The organism is Spiroplasma endosymbiont of Nomada ruficornis, from assembly GCF_964030795.1.
In the GTDB taxonomy this organism is placed as follows: Bacteria; Bacillota_I; Bacilli_A; order Mycoplasmatales; family VBWQ01; genus Spiroplasma_E; species Spiroplasma_E ixodetis_A.
In genome coordinates this window covers 1,454,255-1,470,097 of the sequence record NZ_OZ034962.1, presented here as the reverse complement: position 1 = coordinate 1,470,097, position 15,843 = coordinate 1,454,255, and the positions used below count along the sequence as shown (strand labels likewise).

The following is a 15,843-nucleotide window of genomic DNA, read 5'->3' as shown; positions in this document are numbered from 1 at the left end:
AAAAAGACCTTAATAGTATTATATTACATAAAAGATAATGGCTGTTTTTAATATTAGTGTTATAGTATAATTAATAATATTATAAGGAAGTGACAAAGTGTTCAAATCGTTAAGAAATTATCATTTAATAATGATTGTTTGATTAGTAGTTGAAATTTTAATTGGCTTGACTTATTTTATTGTTAATATTGAGACAGCAGAACAAGTGGTCACTATTACTGTAATTTTAAGTTTAGTTTTAGGTAATTTTATTATTGTTTGTCTTTATATTTTTCTATTTAGTTTATGAATTCGTCATCGTTATATTAACACAGCTGAAATCATAAAATTAAATAATGCACAAGCTTTAACTTTTGGTAGTGTTGGTATGATTGTTTTAGATAGTGATTTATCAATTATGTGAGTAAGTGAATTTTTAGAAGATAAAGGTTTAGGTAGACTAATTGGAAAATCAATTGTTAAACTATCAAGAGATTTAGAACAATTAATTAGTAATAATATTACTCAAATTACACTTAAAATTGAAGATATGCTTTATGATGCTATTTATTTAGTACAAACTAGAACAATTTTGTTACAAGAAACAACTAAATATCATTTCTTATATAATAAATTGCAGCAAGAAAAATTAGTTTTTGGTGTAATTAGTATTGATAATTTTTATAATTCTTTACAAAAATTAAGAGTTGAGAATCAAATTCGTGTTGAAGCATTTATTAAAACTGAATTAAATGATTTTGCTAATAATTATTCAGGTTTATTATTAGGTAATATTGAAGATGGTTACAATATTTTACTTTATCAAAATGAATTTAATAAAGCAAGAAATGATAACTTTCCACTTATTAAAAATATTCGAGAAGGTGTTAAAAAATTTAAAGCAGATATTACGTTATCTGCTGGTTTCTCTTATGGTAATGCTATTAGTAAAGATCTATATGATTTGGCTATTGAAAGTAAAGAATTAGCAGTTTATCGTGGTGGTGATCAAGTAGTTATTCGTGAATTTGGTGGTAATACAGTTTTTATTGGAGGTACTATTGAAGCAAAACAATCAGAATCTAAAATTAATATTAGAATGTTTGCACAATCATTATATAATGAAATAAAATTAGCAGAAAACATTTTAGTTATGGGACATGCGGCTGCTGATTTTGATAGTATTTCTTCAGGAACAGCTATTATTGAAATTGCTAAAAGTTTAAATAAAAGTGCTCATTATGTTATTAATCAAAATGAAGTTGATGAAAAAACATTAAAAATTCTTCATGAACTTGTTCCTGAAAGTTATATTAGTCGTAATTTTATTACAGGTAAACAAGCACTTAAATTTCTTCATGCAAATACTTTATTAATTGTTGTTGATACTCATAATCCACAACGTGTTGATAGTCCTGATTTATTAAGTAAAGCTGTAAAAATTATTGTTATTGATCATCATCGTGTTTCTGATGAATCAATTAGTAGCACCATTACTTCTTATATTGATGCAGGAACTTCTTCAACAGCTGAAGCAATGACAGAAATTATTTATTATAATGATTTTAATAATATTGAATCAGAATTTTTATGAAATATAATGTTTGCAGGTATTTTAATTGATACTAATAATTTCCAAGTAAGAACAACAAGAAGAACTTTTGAAGCCTGTGGATTATTAACTGATTGAGGAGCTTCTCCTTCTAAAGTTAAAGGATTATTGAAAAATAGTTTAAATGAACTAATTGATAAATTTGCTTTAATTAGTCACGCCCAAGAAATTAAAAAAGGATTTTTAGTTGCTGTTGGTGATGAAAACTTAGAAGTACATACTTCATATTTAGCCCAAATTTCAGAAATGTTGTTAGACTTACGTGATTGTAAAGCATCATTTACTATTGCTTATGATCGTCAAGGACGTGCTTGTTTATCAGCACGAAGCAACGGTGAAATAAATGTTCAAATTATTTGTGAAAACTTAGGTGGTGGTGGTCACTTTAGTGCTGCTGCTGTCCAAAGTAGTAAATTGGGAATTAGAGCATTGTATGATGAATTGGTAAAATTAATTGAAAGTGGCGTATATCAAAGTGAGAGTGCTACTACTGAAAGGTATTAAAATTATTAAAATAGAAAGTGAGATGTTTACAATGAAAGTTGTCCTTTTAACGGATGTTAAAAATTATGGTAAAAAAGGTGAAGTTGTTAATATTAGTGATGGTTATGGTAAAAATTATTTATTACCAAGAAAATTAGCTGTAATTGCTACAACAGAAGCATTAAAAATTAATCAAAAAGTAATTGAAAATAAAAAAATACAACGAGAAATGGAATTAGAAGATTTACAAAAAATTAAAGAACAATTAGATTTAATTACTTTACAATTTAAATTAAAAAGTAATAATGGTAAAGTTTCTGGTGCTATTTCTTCAAAACAAATTTGTGAACAACTAGTGCAAAAATATAACATTAAAATTGATAAACATAAATTTGTTAAATTTAATCCTATTAATGAATTAGGTATAACTAACATTAATATTAAATTAGATGTTACAATTATTGCACAATTAAAGGTTGAAGTTTTAGGAGAATAATTATGTCTAACAATGGTCAATATATAAATAATGCAGAAGTTAATGTTTTAAGTGCGATGATTCAATCATCACCAGCATGTGAAAGTGCATTAAATTTATTGGCACCACATGATTTTACAATTAATTCTAATCAAATTATTTTTAAAACAATTACCAATCTTTATAAAAATAATTCTGGTATTGATATAACAACTATTGCCGAAGAATTAGTTAAGCAAAATAATTTGGATAAAATTGGTGGAATTGAATATTTATCTTCTTTAGTGGCTCAATATATTACTGATGCTAATTTAAAAGAACACATTGATATTTTGATTGAAAGAACTACTAAACGACAATTAGAAAATGCTTTAAAAAATATAGGTAAAGAGTTACAAAGCGAAAAGTCAATTAATGAAGTTTTAATTGCTGCTGAAGCTCAAATTGTACAAGTAAGTAGTGAACGTAATCATGAAGAGATGTTGCCAATTAGTGAACACATTGATGATGTGGTAACTAAAATTGAACAACTACAAAAATCAACAGTTAATATTACTGGTACAAGTTCAGGTATTAACAATTTGGATATGATTACTAGTGGTTTTCAGCGAGGTGACTTAATTATTTTAGCAGCTAGACCTTCAATGGGTAAAACCGCCTTAGCACTTAATTTTGCTTTAAATGCTGCTAATGAACAAGATAATAAAAACGATGTTGTTGTTATTTTTTCATTAGAAATGCCAAAAGATCAATTAATTACAAGAATGATTTCTTGTCAAGGACATTTTGATGCTAATCGTTTACGTAATAAGTCTAAATTTACACAGGCTGATTGAAATCGTATTAGTGCTACTGCTGAGCAATTGAAACAAAAAAGAATTATTATTGATGATACACCTGGTTTAAGAGTTTTAGAGTTGCAAACTAAATTAAGAAAATTAAGTCGTGAAAATAGCATTAAATTAGTAATTATTGATTATTTACAGTTATTAACTGGTAGAGATAGTGAATCACGTCAACAAGAAGTTTCAAATATTTCTCGTAGTTTAAAAATTTTGGCAAGAGAATTAAGAGTACCAATTGTTTGTTTATCACAATTATCAAGAATGGTGGAGAGACGTGAAGAAAAACGTCCTTTAATGTCTGATTTACGTGAGTCAGGGGCTATTGAACAAGATGCTGATGTAATTATGTTTTTATATCGTGATGATTATTATAAGGAAAAAAATAGTGAAGAAACAACAAGTTCACAAGAAAGTAATCTTGCTGAAATTCTTATTTCTAAACATCGAAACGGCCCAACAGGAAAAGTAGTAACTGTTTTTATTCCAAAATGAGGTAAGTTTGAAAATTATACAGGATAAAAATAATAAAAAACCTAAAATTTAATTTTAGGTTTTTTTAAAAGAAGTTAATAAATTAAATTAATTAGTTTTTATTATCCTTCTGGATTTAAACTTTTAAATAGTTTTCCTTTATTATCACTAATTTTAGTTCCAGCGTAAACAATACCATTGACATTTAATAAACTATGTACTTCGCCACCACTGCTACTTCAAATAAAAATACCAATTGCTACTGTATAGACAACTTTAAATAATCTTCCTTTACCATCAGTAGTTCTTGTTCCAACAAAGATTGTATTATTGTCATTAACTAGACTTAAAACTTCGCCATTAGTTTCTTTTCGGTTGGTTACTAGTGTACTTGTACCATCTTCTTTAACTTTATATAAATCTCCTTGACCATCACCAGTTTTGGTTCCAATATAAATACTTTCGTTTGTTGAACTAGTTAAACTATAAATTTCACCATTATTTACATTTCATTTTGATAATATTGTTATTGTGTCATCTTTTGTAATTTTAATTAACTTTCCTGTATATGCATTATTAATAGGTGTTGTTTTAGTTCCAACATAGATTGTGCCATTGACATTTAGTAAACCACGAACTTCACCATTAGTATCTTTTCAATCAGATAGTGCTGTTATTGTATCATCATCAGTAATTTTAAATAAATTACCTTTGTCATCACCAGTTTTGGTTCCTGCATAAATAGTATTTTATTATTAACTAAGCTTTGAATTTCACCATTATTTTCTTTTCAATTTGTTATTTCTTGAAAATTACTTGTTATATTACTTATACATGCAGTGACATTGCTTGTTGTTGCTGCTGTAAATCCTAAAACACCTACAATTGATAGTATACTTTTTAAATTTTTCATAAAATACCCCTTTTTCAAACTTTAACCCCCTTTTATAAAATAATTTGGGAGCATACCGATGTTGTCAATAATATTCAAATTTGTCTTTAAATTATAAGTTTAGACGAGAATAATTTAGACTTCAATATGCAATTGTAAGTTAATCTTAACACTTCAAAAATATTAGTCAACAATAATACTTACTTTTATAACTCAAAAATTCTTATTAAAGTTTTCTTTAATAAGTTTTATTTTATTTTTATTTATTTGCTAAATTGTAAAGGTAAGTGCAACTAAATTATTTTTCTATCCAAATATTCGATTGGTGAAAGATAATTTAATATTTTTCTCGGTCTTTGATTTAAAGACAATATAAATTTATGAACTTCATTTTTATTAGTTTTTGAAAAAATAAATTTTTTAGGAAATTTTTCTCTCATTAAACCATTAGTATTTTCATTAGTACCTCTTTGTCAAGGTGAATATGGATTGTCAAAATAAATTTTTACATCTAAATTTTTTTCAAGTTGTTGTCAATTTGAAGATTCTTTGCCACGATCAAAAGTAATAGTTTTAACAATGTTTTTAGGAAGAATTGATAAATAATAACTGACATTTTTATTAATAACTTTAGTAGTTCTGTTTTTAACTAATATTGCTAAAGTAAATCGTGATACTCTTTCAACTAAAGTTGTTAAACATGATTTGCTTTTACCTCGTGATGATACTATAGTATCTCCTTCTCAATGACCAAGTGTTATACGATCATTAACATTTATATCTCGTTCTTTAATTGATTTACCATTAAACTTGCCACGATTTTCTTTAGATTTTCGTTTTTTACCTTTTCTTCTTAAATTTTTACTAGTAACTTTATCAAGCATTCCAAAATAAATTCAAGTATAAATTGTTTTAAAACTAATAACTCACTCTTTATGAAAATTTTGAATTCTGCCATAAATTTGTTCAGATGATCAACCTAATAGTAATTTTTGTTGTACATATTTTACTAAATTCTTATTTTTAAACTTATGAAAACTAATATGTGATTGTTTTCGATTTTCAGCTTTATTTTGTGCAATTAATGAAAAATCATGATTATTATCTTTATTTCTATTAATTTCTCGAATAATAGTACTAATACTTCGATTAAGATTTTTAGCTATTTCACTAATTTTAAATTTAAATTTCAATTGATTCTCAATATAAATCCTTTCATCTATGCCAAGATGTTTATAACTCATATAAAAACTCCTTACTTTTTTCTAAACTAAATTTAGCATTATGAAATTTTTATATGAGAATTTTTTGCAATTTTATTTACTTGCACTTACAAGTATAATTCAGCAATAACTTTAGTAGTTCTGTTTTTAACTAATATTGCTAAAGTAAATCGTGATACTCTTTCAACTAAAGTTATTAAACATGATTTGCTTTTACCTCGTGATGATACTATAGTATCTCCTTCTCAATGACCAAGTGTTATACGATCATTAACATTTATATCTCGTTCTTTAATTGATTTACCATTAAACTTGCCACGATTTTCTTTAGATTTTCGTTTTTTACCTTTTCTTCTTAAATTTTTACTAGTAACTTTATCAAGCATTCCAAAATAAATTCAAGTATAAATTGTTTTAAAACTAATAACTCACTCTTTATGAAAATTTTTAATTCTGCCATAAATTTGTTCAGGTGATCAACCTAATAGTAATTTTTGTTGTACATATTTTACTAAATTCTTATTTTTAAACTTATGAAAACTAATATGTGATTGTTTTCGATTTTCAGCTTTATTTTGTGCAATTAATGAAAAATAATGATTATTATCTTTATTTCTATTAATTTCTCGAATAATAGTACTAATACTTCGATTAAGATTTTTAGCTATTTCACTAATTTTAAATTTAAATTTCAATTGATTCTCAATATAAATCCTTTCATCTATGCCAAGATGTTTATAACTCATATAAAAACTCCTTACTTTTTTCTAAACTAAATTTAGCATTATGAAATTTTTATATGAGAATTTTTTGCAATTTTATTTACTTGCACTTACAAGTATAATTCAGCATATTGTAAAGTTAATGATTGTAAAAAATCAATTAATTCATAATATTGACCTTTGGCAAATAAATTTATTGCATTTTGATAGTGTAATTTAGCAATTTGATTTTTTCTTCTTCCTGCCATTATACCAAGAAATAAAACATGAAAAGCATGAAATTTATCTAAAATAAATTTAGCATTTAAAATTGTAGCAGTTTTTCTAATTCATTTTGCACTATCTCCACAAACTATTAAATTTGCTTGGTCAAAGTTTTCAAAAAATAAATTACCATATTTTTCTATTAATTTTGCGGTTTTTTCAGCACCAATTTCTGTTTTTGAAACTCTTATTTTACATACAGCTCTTTTATTAATTAATTTTCCATTTTTCTTTTTACCAGTACACATTACTATTAATCTCATCGAACATTTTTTACAATTTTTAGTATTGTGTTTTTCATTAAACTTAAATTTTCGATGACCATCATCAATATTTACATATAAATTTTGATTTGGTTGTAATGGTATTTTGGGAATATTTGCTTTTGGTAATTCAAATTTTTGATATGTTCTACAAACTGTACTATTACTTATTAAATCTTCAATAAAAGTATCACAAACATCACGATACTTTTTACCATCAGCAAAATATTTTAAAATTTGTTTAATAACGTTAGGTGCAAGTTTACTATATTTTTTAACACCAAGATAATTATCTAATAATGATACGTACTCCATTTTTTGTGTTTTTGTGTTATAATGTGTACAAATACGTCGCTTATAAGTTAATAAACCTTTTTTTGCTTTTAATTTTCGTTGTCTAAATCTATATGATTTATATTCAGATTTATCACATATACTTCATAAATAATCATCTATTTTTGCAAATAATTCTTCTGTTTGTTTTAAACTTAATTCATCTTGATTAAAATCATGTTTGTCTCAATCAAAATGATTTGCGAATGGTAATATAAACATTTTTAATGTTCCTTTCTAATTTTTGTTTGTTAATAATTTAAGTTTAATTTTTTTTAAAAAATAAGGAGTAAATATGGCTTTTATTAGTAGTTATGGACAATTAAATAAAAAATATAATCTTAATTTTAGTGATAATAATTATGGTTTTAGTTGAGATATTTTTAAAGAATTTGTTGGTGATGAATGAGCAGAATATTTTACTACTAATTGTTTTTATCGTTTTGTTCCAACAGCACGTGGAACAAGAAAAACTTGAAACTGTTTAGCATTTGATTTATTTATATGTTGTAATTTTAGAGATAGTAGTGTTCAAGAAGTAAGAAGATATGAAAATACTCATAGTGAAACTACAATTGGTGCTTTAATGAATGTTTGTCAAGTTTTATTAGATACATATAATATTAATTTATTACCTAATAATCCACATGGCATTAAATGAAAAATTACTAAGGATGGGGGATGTATTATCTTTCCAAGTAATCAACAAATTGACTTTATTGGTTATGCTAATGGTAATAAGATTTTTGGAAAAGAAGCAGGTGGGTCAAGTTTTTTAGGTTCAAGAACAGATGAAATTATTATGGCAGAAGAAAAAGAAACATTAACTGAAAAACAATTAACATATCGATATGAACGTTTACAAAACTCTATGTTTAGAAGTAATCGTATTAAAGTATCAAATAAACCTATTAAAGAGTGAAGTTGAACATTTATTGATAAAAATATATATAGTTCTACCTTTGGACAAAAGATTACTCGTTATTTTTATAAAAGTTTTTTCATTACTTTTACATGTAATCCTTATGATAAATATCATCCATTTTATTTAAAATACTGTACACCATTTTTACCATTAAATGATGAAGTCATGAAAAATCTTAAAAAAGTTGGTAAAGTTTATTATGAAAATAAAGATATGTTTAGTGGTTTAGGTTTATTTGTTTTAAGATTTACTATTCAACCATTTTGAAATAAATTACCTGACATTCAACAAAGAACATTATTAGAAATGGAAAAAAGTAATCCAGATGAATATAATACTGTTTATTATGGTTTTGAATTTTTAGATAGCGATGCAACAATTTTCCTATTTCAAAAAACAGTAAAATATTGACAATCATATGATTTAAAACAATTTTATAATCAAGAAAAAGAAATGTATAAATTTGATTTTTATAGTGTTGGTATTGATTGAGCTACGGGACCAAAAGACCATACTGTATTTATGGTAGTTGGTTTTAAAGAATATAATAATACTGGTTATTATGATGCTTATATTATTTGTGAATTAGTAGTTACTCCAAATGATTTTATAAATGAAAATGAAAAAATTAATGCTTATGTTAATTAAATTTTAGGATTAATGGATAATTTTGAAAATTTTGAACAAGCAATTTATTTTTATGATGATAAAGCAAGAACAGCAATGGATTGATTAAATCAAAAATTAATTGATGAACACAATACTATTTTAATAACACAAACCGCTATTAAACATGCTTCAAATTTAAATCAAGAAGCCGGATTAACTAATAGAGTAGTTTGAATGAGAAATATTATGAGTTATGGAAACTTTTATGCAAATAAAGATGATTTACCAAAAACAACTCAATGTTTAGAAGAATTACGTTATGACCAAACCAAAACTAACATTCCTGACAAAAATATGTATCAAGACCCTTATGATGCATTATTTTATGCATTATATCCATATAAAAATGTAATTAGGGGTAAAAATAATGCTACTGTCAAAAAAAGTATCTTCACATTTGCAATATAATAAATAAGCGCAATACAATTAATATTATAGGTATCAAAAAATAAACACCTTTAATTTAGGCGTTATTTTGCTTTTAAAAGCATACTTGTAAAAATAATCAAAAATAGTACAATTTAAAAGTAAAATCAAGGAAAAAAGGAGATATTTATTATGAAAACATGAATAAAAACAAATTTTCAAAAAATATCATTATCATTTGCTGTAATAACTGGTGTTACCGGTTTAATCTTAGGAATAGTTTCATATAATAAAAATAATCAATTAACATATTTTTATGATTACGACCATGAAGCACACTGGGGGGCAACTATTTGAGCAAGACCAGTAAGTAATAAACATAAAATTACTCTTTACTGAGCATCAAATAAATTAACTGATGATGCAGTAAAATGAGATGGTATTTATCCAGATGGATATTTTGATAATTAAATTTCTAAATTTATATAAGAAATATTTTCATTATATTTATCAAATAAATTAATATTATTTAAATTTATTTCTTGTTTATTTGTTACTAAAATTAAATCATAATTACCAGCACCAAATAGTCCGCTAACTTCAATTCGATTTAAGTTATTAATTGGATTTTCAATTTGTAATTCAAATTCACTATTATTGTCAATTTGTAAAACTTCTTTATAAAATTCTAATTTAGAAAATAATTGTGATTTATTTGAACCATATAAATTTAAAGCATTTTCGGTTTTATTTTTATTAATAATTAATCTTGTAAAATATTTTCCATATTCACCATTACCTAATGTTCAATCTGCCGGAATTAATGATGGTATATTATTGCTTTCTAATTCATTAGTTATGGATAGTCAGTTAAATTGATTATCATCTAATTTCAATAATTCATTTTGACTAATGTCATTGTTTTTTAGTTTAATGTTATTGATATCTGTAAAATCAAAATATGCAGATTTTAATACTACTTTTATATCTTTAAATTCTCAAATCTTATCAGGTGTAGAATGTATAGGATTTGATTTTAATTCAAAATAATAAGGTAATAATAATTTATAGTCATCATTTAAACCGTTATTAATAGACATGGTTGAATAAATATTTTTTGATAGCATTATAACTATTTGTTTTAATATTTTAACTTTTGGTAAATTTGTATAGTTAGGATAATCTAATTCTCATTGTTTAAATAAATTAGTAATAACTTCATTTGGTTTTTGTCCTTCAAACTTAGCACGAATTTTATCTAAATCATTCATTTCTTTTAAAACATTACTTAATGATGCACCATCAAAGTTTCTATTATAAGTATATGTATAAGTTAACATATCTAATAATACTTTTTGTAAACTATCAATTGGTGGTCTATCTTTTATTTCTAGTTCAACATCATGAAATTTATTTGTTGTAGAAATAAATAAATTATAGTCACTTACTAAAAATCATGACTCTAATTTTTTATCTTTTAATTCTAGTTCATCAGATAATGGTCATACTTTTGAATTTTTAGAAACATCATAACCAATTTTATCATTAGTTACTCTTGCATTATTAATAATTTCTTTTCTTGTTTCTCTACCACCACCAATAGCAATTAAATCTAAAACTGATTTTTCTTGTCCTATAAATTGTTTTGCTAAATTTCAAGGTAATATTTGTTCACTAAATCATTGTTGTAATATTCTAACTTTTGGTTGAGTTTCAATAGGCATTGATAATAGCGGAAATGCTATCTTATCTTTGACAAATAACTTTGGGTATACCTCCAATTGTCGACTTCACCAAGTACCTTTATATTGCCAAAAATCATGCTTCTAGGTGCTTTAATTTTTAAACCAATAACTTTGGTGTCTTTATCTAGTGGTTTTTGTAATTTAATAATAATTGGATAACCATCTCTTGTTTTAAAGTCTTTAATTTTAATAATAGTAATACTTTTAGTACTTCTAGTTTTTGGATTTTGATAAGGTTCTGAATAATTATTAATAATATATAAATTATCAATATTATTTTCAGTTAATGGTTCATTTATACTAACTGCATATAACTTAAATTGATTTAATAAATTTATTTCTTGAAATATTAAATTTTTAATATCAGTCATACTATATTCAATTGTATTGTCATTAATATTAGTACTTGCTCTTTGATTTAATTGCATAGTAAAATCAGATGTTTCAACAGCAGTAGTTTTTAATACTTTATCAATATCAATAAAACCTATTTTAATAGTATTTGCTGAAAATCTTAAACTATTATTTTCATTATTTTTAAATAAACGTTCAATTTCATAAATATAAATTTTTCTTTTTTTAAATTCATCGTATGCTCTATTAATATCAGGGTCACTAGTAGCACTCATCATATTAGTAAAATCATAAGGAATATTATCAATTAAATAATCATTTTCTATTTCTGCTTGATTAAGTTTAGTTTGTTTCTGTGGAAACTTCGTTTGTGGTTTGTTGTTGTTTTCCATTGTTTTCTCCTATTAATTGGTTATTTTCTGGATTAAATAATTTTAATTTAACTGTTAAGTTATTAATTTCTTGTTCATCATTAATATTAAATGTTTTACTATTTAATAAATCTTTATCTAAACGTACTAATATTTGAATAAATTTAAGAATATCAATATTAAATTGTCATAATTTTTGTTCAATATAATTAATAGTTGAAATATTTACCGCTGTACTTTCGGGAACCGATTGTTGTGCTGATTTCTTTTGACTTGGTATATGAATACCACAACGTTTAAATATTTCATTAATATTTCAATCATATATATCAGTTAAATTTTTACCTTTAAAATTACTACTTGTCATATTAATATTTTCACTTTTTTCATTATTATCACCAGTAGTTTTTCAAATATAGTTGTTAGTAACTAATGTTCTTACGGCTTCATCCATTGTAGATTTAGCATTACCATAAGTTTGGTCAAAAATAAACTTTGGTGAATTTAAAATAGTATCTAAAACAATTTGTTCATAAATAACATCTAATGCTTTAATTTTATCCATTACTTTATTACAATCTGCTAACTCATTTGCTTTATTTCTCATAATTGCTATTGGAATATAATTAATATTTAATGTTTGTTCTTGTTCTAAATTAGGATTATTACTATATTCTTTAAAAGGTAAAGGAAATTGTTTTTTATTATCACTAATACTATAAATTGCACGATTAATAGTTACTTGTTCATTATTTAATTTATAAACTTCAAATAATCTTACTGTTTGTGCATTTTGTTGATAACTATCATAAAAAATAGTACATTGAATTAATTTACCAGTAATATCATAAATTCTTTGCTGTATATCTACTACTTGAAAATATAAATCATCATTAGCAATATAAATTAAATAACCACTAATTCCTAATTTGCTTAATTTAAAAATAGAATTTCAATTCTTTCTATAAAATTCTTGTTTAATTAAATATTGTTTAATAGTTTCATTATTAATATCCAATGGAGCATTATATAAATTAGCATTATTTTCAGCAACAAAATCAGTAAAATAAGTCTCATGATTAAAATCATTAAAACCAAAATAACTTAAAATAGCAGTGTGTGTACTTTTATTTTCTAAAAAAATTAATTTAGATTTTTCTTCATTATTATTAATATTTGTTTTATCTTTTCTTGGTCAAAAAGGTTTCATTTTTTTCTCCTTTCTAAAATATTTGATTAATTTTTAAGACAATTTTTACTATAATAAATATAATTAAACCAGCAACAGCAGAAGATAATAAAACTCCAATTAAACTTAAAATAATTTTTATAATTTTTCAAATCATAATTTTATTCCTGTAATTCTTCTACTTTTCATGTATTACCTTTATCGCTACCTTTTAAAGAATAAATAGTAATAAATTTTGAGTGTTGTACTGATAAAACTAAGAGGGAGCGTACCGAAGATGTCGATAAATAAAAATTTTTAAAAATAACTCCTTTCTTTTTTAAACTATTAAATTAAAAAATAAATGACAAAAGACGAGAATAAAATTCTTGTCTTTTTTTGTAATTGTAAAATTTTAAAATTTTTAATAACCGTCTTTAGCACTATTATCAACACGTGTTAGGGAAATAAAAAAGTGAACTACAACATAGTTGTTAAAAATAGTAGCTAGCATGTGGACTTGCATGGATAAATAAAAAGTGGAGTGATACCTAATAAAATATACTAACCAGAAATGGTAATTCTTGGGGTGGGAGCGAATTGGAAACTAGTATATATAGACCCGGAGTGGGGACCAACTATTATTCTTTATTTAACCAACCTTGCCACTACCAAGTGAGCAAGTGTTGGTTTTATTTTTTATTTTTTTTTGAAAAATTTTTGGGCGAGAAAATAAATTTCAAACTTGTAAAAAAAATTGAGCGGGACCGGTTCAATTAAAATATTAATTTGCTAAACGCAAATTAAATAAATATTGAATCGAATGCCTCAATGTTTTTTAAAATTTCACAATTTATTTTTGAGCCCAGAATTGCTGGAATGAATAAAACAAATAGTAGTATTATTAATAATCTAAGAATAAAAATATATGTTCTTTATGCTAGAAGCAACAGAACATATTAGGAAAGGATTATTATGCAAATAGAATTTAAAAAAGAACAAATTGTTAAAGATAAACCACAATCTATTCTTATTGATTATGTTGAATATAAATTATCTCTTCCAAAATGAATGATTAAAAATAATTCTTTTATTGTTGATAACAGTTGCACATATTGAGTTTTTAATTTAGAAAATATTAAAAAAGAATTAAGTGGTAATGAATTAATCAAGTTATTAGAACCATATATTAAAGACCAAAAAATAACTGTTAATAAACCAACTGCTCCAAAATAATATTATCTTAATGATATAAAACTTGAACAATTAACATTTTATGAACAGCATAATAGTTGATTTATGGGTGAAATAACAGATAACAAAACTAAAATTACTAATCCTTGTTTTAAATATAACATTACGTGAGAAGAAAACAGAAAAGGTTTTAAAATAAATAATCCATATAAACATGATGATTTACCAATTAATTATATAGTTACTTCTTATAAGGAAATTTCAACTCATAATGAAAAAGTATTTTTGTTGAACATGTAAACAAAATAAATTAGATTATTTATTCTTTAATACTAATGATATAAAAACAAGAAAATATTTTTTAAGAGATAAAAATAGTAAAGCAATTTGTTATGACTGTATTTTAAATATTAGGTTAAGTAGGAGGTATAAATATGAATAAAGAAAAAATACTTGAATATCTTAAAGATGAATGAGAATGAAATAAAGAAATGAGAGACGATGAAAAAGTAACTAAACTTTGAAAAAGTTGTTTTAATGGAAGATTAAATCTTATATCTCAATTAAATCAAAAAATTAAAAATGGTGAATTTGATTAATAATGCAATATGACTTAATTATTGGGATTGACCCCGCTGGTATTGGTAATAATGGAATTGTTATATATTCAAATGAAACAAATAGGATTATTTATACAGAAACATTCAACACAACACATGTTTTTGAAAGTAAAAATCGTTATAAAAGAATATTATCAATAATCAAAGAACAATTTTTTGAAAACAAAATATTAGTTATTGTAGAAAATTTCTTTTTAAGTTCAAAACAATTATTAACTAATCCATTAGCAACTCCTAAAATTATTGGTTCATTAATGGTATTAGTACAAGATGTTTTCAACTGAGATTATCTAGAAAACCAACCAAAAAATAAAAATAAAATAACAAATTATAAAGGAAATATAAAATTAACAAAACATGAACAAGATGCATATAAACACATTCAATACTATTTAAGGAATTATAAAAATGAAAGATAAAGCCAATTATGTCAAATTAACAGTAAAACTAAGTAACACTATTGAAGCAAAATATTACGAAAAAGGTAATAAAGAATTATATTATAGTGTTCGTGGTCAATGAAATGGTTTAAACTATGTTACTTTAATTTTTAATAATCCAAAATTTTATAACCGATGTATTTTATTAAACAAAAACGATGAAATTATTGTCACTGGTCAAATTTTTAATACTTTAAACATTCCTAAAATCGTGTATTTTGTTCAATTAATGTTAAATGATTTAAAAAATGAAAAGAGTAAAAAATGATATGATGAGAAATTTTATTAATAGCACCAATATTAATAACAAGTATAACACTAATAATATTTTTAATATTTATTATTAAAGAATTAAAAAATGAATATAAAGTATTAAAAATATTAAGTGAAATTGCTAATCAAATTGAAAATAAGGAGAATAAATAATGA

General features: G+C 23.8%; 21 protein-coding genes. 13 read left to right on the top strand and 8 right to left on the bottom strand.

Annotated elements, in window-relative coordinates:
* The first annotated feature begins 97 nt into the window (after positions 1 to 97).
* The 3 genes from AAHM79_RS08870 to dnaB are packed head-to-tail and all read left to right on the top strand — an operon-like array spanning position 98 to position 3,913.
* Complete coding sequence (locus tag AAHM79_RS08870) at positions 98 to 2,095, top strand: DHH family phosphoesterase (RefSeq protein WP_252320081.1); 1,998 nt, start codon at positions 98 to 100, stop codon at positions 2,093 to 2,095.
* 31 nt (positions 2,096 to 2,126) lie between these two features.
* Positions 2,127 to 2,570, top strand: coding sequence for a 50S ribosomal protein L9 (rplI, locus tag AAHM79_RS08865; RefSeq protein WP_342257674.1), 444 nt, complete (start codon positions 2,127 to 2,129; stop codon positions 2,568 to 2,570).
* 2 nt (positions 2,571 to 2,572) lie between these two features.
* A complete protein-coding gene (gene dnaB, locus AAHM79_RS08860; protein WP_252320077.1) occupies positions 2,573 to 3,913 on the top strand; it encodes a replicative DNA helicase in 1,341 nt (446 codons plus the stop codon).
* A gap of 625 nt (positions 3,914 to 4,538) precedes the next feature.
* On the opposite strand, the gene AAHM79_RS08855 is transcribed toward dnaB, so the two are convergent.
* The 4 genes from AAHM79_RS08855 to AAHM79_RS08840 all read right to left on the bottom strand — a co-directional run bounded on the left by AAHM79_RS08855 (position 4,539) and on the right by AAHM79_RS08840 (position 7,784).
* The gene (locus AAHM79_RS08855) at positions 4,539 to 4,778 is read right to left on the bottom strand and encodes a hypothetical protein (RefSeq protein WP_342257673.1); all 240 of its coding nucleotides are present in this window, start codon (positions 4,776 to 4,778) and stop codon (positions 4,539 to 4,541) included.
* A 272-nt stretch (positions 4,779 to 5,050) separates the two neighbouring features.
* Positions 5,051 to 6,001, bottom strand: coding sequence for an IS30 family transposase (locus AAHM79_RS08850; protein WP_342257672.1), 951 nt, complete (start codon positions 5,999 to 6,001; stop codon positions 5,051 to 5,053).
* 86 nt (positions 6,002 to 6,087) lie between these two features.
* Positions 6,088 to 6,726, bottom strand: coding sequence for an IS30 family transposase (locus tag AAHM79_RS08845; protein WP_342257671.1), 639 nt, complete (start codon positions 6,724 to 6,726; stop codon positions 6,088 to 6,090).
* Positions 6,727 to 6,812: 86 nt separating this feature from the next.
* A complete protein-coding gene (locus tag AAHM79_RS08840; RefSeq protein ID WP_342257670.1) occupies positions 6,813 to 7,784 on the bottom strand; it encodes an Mbov_0401 family ICE element transposase-like protein in 972 nt (323 codons plus the stop codon).
* Between the two features lie 73 nt (positions 7,785 to 7,857).
* Here AAHM79_RS08840 and AAHM79_RS08835 point away from each other — a divergent pair, with 73 nt between their 5' ends.
* The 3 genes from AAHM79_RS08835 to AAHM79_RS08825 all read left to right on the top strand — a co-directional run bounded on the left by AAHM79_RS08835 (position 7,858) and on the right by AAHM79_RS08825 (position 9,993).
* Entirely contained in the window at positions 7,858 to 9,135 is a 1,278-nt protein-coding gene (locus AAHM79_RS08835; protein ID WP_342257662.1) for a hypothetical protein, read from the top strand.
* 12 nt (positions 9,136 to 9,147) lie between these two features.
* On the top strand, positions 9,148 to 9,564 hold the full coding sequence (locus AAHM79_RS08830; protein ID WP_342257663.1) for a hypothetical protein: 417 nt from the start codon (positions 9,148 to 9,150) through the stop codon (positions 9,562 to 9,564).
* 150 nt (positions 9,565 to 9,714) lie between these two features.
* A complete protein-coding gene (locus AAHM79_RS08825; protein ID WP_338959597.1) occupies positions 9,715 to 9,993 on the top strand; it encodes a hypothetical protein in 279 nt (92 codons plus the stop codon).
* Here the strand turns inward: AAHM79_RS08825 and AAHM79_RS08820 are convergent.
* Genes AAHM79_RS08820 through AAHM79_RS08805 form a run of 4 tightly spaced genes read right to left on the bottom strand, consistent with a single transcriptional unit; the run spans position 9,990 to position 13,338 of the window.
* Entirely contained in the window at positions 9,990 to 11,303 is a 1,314-nt protein-coding gene (locus AAHM79_RS08820; protein ID WP_342257669.1) for a hypothetical protein, read from the bottom strand. The two genes, AAHM79_RS08825 and AAHM79_RS08820, sit on opposite strands and share 4 nt — an antisense overlap.
* Entirely contained in the window at positions 11,264 to 12,013 is a 750-nt protein-coding gene (locus tag AAHM79_RS08815; RefSeq protein ID WP_342257668.1) for a hypothetical protein, read from the bottom strand. The genes AAHM79_RS08820 and AAHM79_RS08815 overlap by 40 nt, the downstream gene beginning before the upstream one ends.
* Positions 11,964 to 13,202 (bottom strand): hypothetical protein, encoded by a 1,239-nt coding sequence (locus AAHM79_RS08810; RefSeq protein ID WP_342257667.1) that lies wholly within the window; start codon positions 13,200 to 13,202, stop codon positions 11,964 to 11,966. Before AAHM79_RS08810 ends, AAHM79_RS08815 begins: the two co-directional genes overlap by 50 nt.
* Before the next feature lie 13 nt (positions 13,203 to 13,215).
* Entirely contained in the window at positions 13,216 to 13,338 is a 123-nt protein-coding gene (locus AAHM79_RS08805; protein ID WP_338957828.1) for a hypothetical protein, read from the bottom strand.
* A gap of 653 nt (positions 13,339 to 13,991) precedes the next feature.
* Between AAHM79_RS08805 and AAHM79_RS08800 the strand changes: the two genes are divergently transcribed.
* The 7 genes from AAHM79_RS08800 to AAHM79_RS08770 all read left to right on the top strand — a co-directional run bounded on the left by AAHM79_RS08800 (position 13,992) and on the right by AAHM79_RS08770 (position 15,840).
* On the top strand, positions 13,992 to 14,123 hold the full coding sequence (locus AAHM79_RS08800) for a hypothetical protein (protein ID WP_338958910.1): 132 nt from the start codon (positions 13,992 to 13,994) through the stop codon (positions 14,121 to 14,123).
* A 12-nt stretch (positions 14,124 to 14,135) separates the two neighbouring features.
* Entirely contained in the window at positions 14,136 to 14,396 is a 261-nt protein-coding gene (locus tag AAHM79_RS08795; RefSeq protein WP_342257423.1) for a hypothetical protein, read from the top strand.
* 63 nt (positions 14,397 to 14,459) lie between these two features.
* The gene (locus AAHM79_RS08790) at positions 14,460 to 14,654 is read left to right on the top strand and encodes a hypothetical protein (RefSeq protein ID WP_342257314.1); all 195 of its coding nucleotides are present in this window, start codon (positions 14,460 to 14,462) and stop codon (positions 14,652 to 14,654) included.
* A 134-nt stretch (positions 14,655 to 14,788) separates the two neighbouring features.
* On the top strand, positions 14,789 to 14,953 hold the full coding sequence (locus AAHM79_RS08785) for a hypothetical protein (protein ID WP_338957566.1): 165 nt from the start codon (positions 14,789 to 14,791) through the stop codon (positions 14,951 to 14,953).
* 2 nt (positions 14,954 to 14,955) lie between these two features.
* A complete protein-coding gene (locus AAHM79_RS08780; protein WP_338957565.1) occupies positions 14,956 to 15,393 on the top strand; it encodes a hypothetical protein in 438 nt (145 codons plus the stop codon).
* On the top strand, positions 15,383 to 15,703 hold the full coding sequence (locus AAHM79_RS08775; protein ID WP_342257315.1) for a hypothetical protein: 321 nt from the start codon (positions 15,383 to 15,385) through the stop codon (positions 15,701 to 15,703). The genes AAHM79_RS08780 and AAHM79_RS08775 overlap by 11 nt, the downstream gene beginning before the upstream one ends.
* A complete protein-coding gene (locus tag AAHM79_RS08770) occupies positions 15,679 to 15,840 on the top strand; it encodes a hypothetical protein (RefSeq protein ID WP_338957563.1) in 162 nt (53 codons plus the stop codon). The genes AAHM79_RS08775 and AAHM79_RS08770 overlap by 25 nt, the downstream gene beginning before the upstream one ends.
* Positions 15,841 to 15,843 lie beyond the last annotated feature (3 nt).